The organism is Actinoplanes sp. NPDC051633, assembly GCF_040681735.1.
GTDB lineage: Bacteria > Actinomycetota > Actinomycetes > Mycobacteriales > Micromonosporaceae > Actinoplanes.
Window position 1 is genome coordinate 1 of sequence record NZ_JBFAZH010001639.1, and the last position, 1346, is coordinate 1346.

A 1346-nucleotide genomic window follows, 5' to 3' on the forward strand; every position below is an offset into this window, starting at 1 on the left:
GCCGCCGAGCTCGTCGACCTGGGCGCGGCGACGCTACTGCCCGGCCTCGTCGACTCGCACGTCCACCTCGTGTTCGACGCGAGCCCCGACCCGGTCGGGCACCTGGCGGGCGCGGACGACGAAGAGGTGCTCGCGCTGATGCGCGCGAACGCCCGGCTCGCCCTGTCGGCGGGCATCACCACGATTCGCGACCTCGGCGATCGCGACTACCTCTCGCTCCGGCTGCGCGACGAGCTGGCCGGCGATCCGGCCCGCGGGCCGCAGCTGCTGGCCGCGGGCCCTCCGGTGACGACCGAGAACGGGCACTGCTGGTTCCTCGGCGGCGGCGCCACGGACGTGCGCCGCGCGGTGCGGGAGCACGCCGACCGCGGCGTCGACGTGATCAAGGTGATGGCCACCGGCGGCGAGCTGACCCCCGGCTCGGCGTCGCACGTCGCGCAGTTCGGCGCCGGCGAGCTGCGGGCCGCGGTGGACGAGGCGCACCGGCACAATCTGCCGGTGACCGCGCACGCCCACGGCGCGACCGGGATCGCCGACGCGGTCGCCGCCGGCGTGGACATGATCGAACACGGCACGTTCATGACGGCCGACGGCGCCGAGTCCGACCGGGCCGTCATCCGGGCGATCGCCGGCGCCGGCATCCCGGTCGGCCTGACCGTCGCGGTCAAGCCCCAGCCCGGCGTCCTGCCGCCGCCGCGCATCCGCAAGATGATGCCGCTGCTGGTGGCGATCTTCCGCGAGCTGCGGGCGGCCGGCATCCCGCTGGTGTGCAACAGCGACGCCGGCATCGGGCCGGTGAAGCCGTTCGACGCCCTGCCGTACGGTCCGGCGCTGTTCACGGCCCACCTCTGCGACCCGCCGGCCGAGGCGCTGCGGTCGGTGACCTCCCTGGCCGCGCGGGCGTGCGGGCTCGGCGACCGCAAGGGCCGCATCGCGCCGGGGTTCGACGCCGACCTGCTGGCCGTCGCGGGCGACCCGATGACCGACCTGACCGCGCTGACCGCCGTGAGCGCCGTGTTCCGGGCCGGTGTCCGGGTGCACTGAGCAGCGTCGGGGCAGCGTCGGGGCAGCGTCGGGTCCGACCGGGGGCCCAACCTCCGGCGGGCCGGAGGTATTCGTGCCACGATGGGCTCGAGAGTCCGGGTTCGAGTCGCGGGAGTGGCGAGCAGCATGACCGATCACGTTTCCGACAGCGCCGAGTGGCAGGCCGTTCAAGGGCATGCGGAGAAGTTCTCCGCGGTGCACCTGCGAGACCTGTTCGAGAGCGATCCCCGGCGCGGGGAGCGGCTCGCCGCCCAGGTCGCCGACCTCTACGTCGACTACAGCAAGAACCTGGTCACCGACGA

General features: G+C 74.5%; 1 protein-coding gene and 1 pseudogene. Both read left to right on the forward strand.

What is annotated here, in order from left to right:
• Window positions 1-1044, forward strand: a 1044-nt coding sequence (locus AB0M20_RS43855; RefSeq protein ID WP_364307453.1) for an amidohydrolase family protein, incomplete at its 5' end; no start/stop codon positions are given.
• Between the two features lie 126 nt (window positions 1045-1170).
• A pseudogene (locus AB0M20_RS43860) lies at window positions 1171-1346 on the forward strand (glucose-6-phosphate isomerase); the annotation flags it as partial.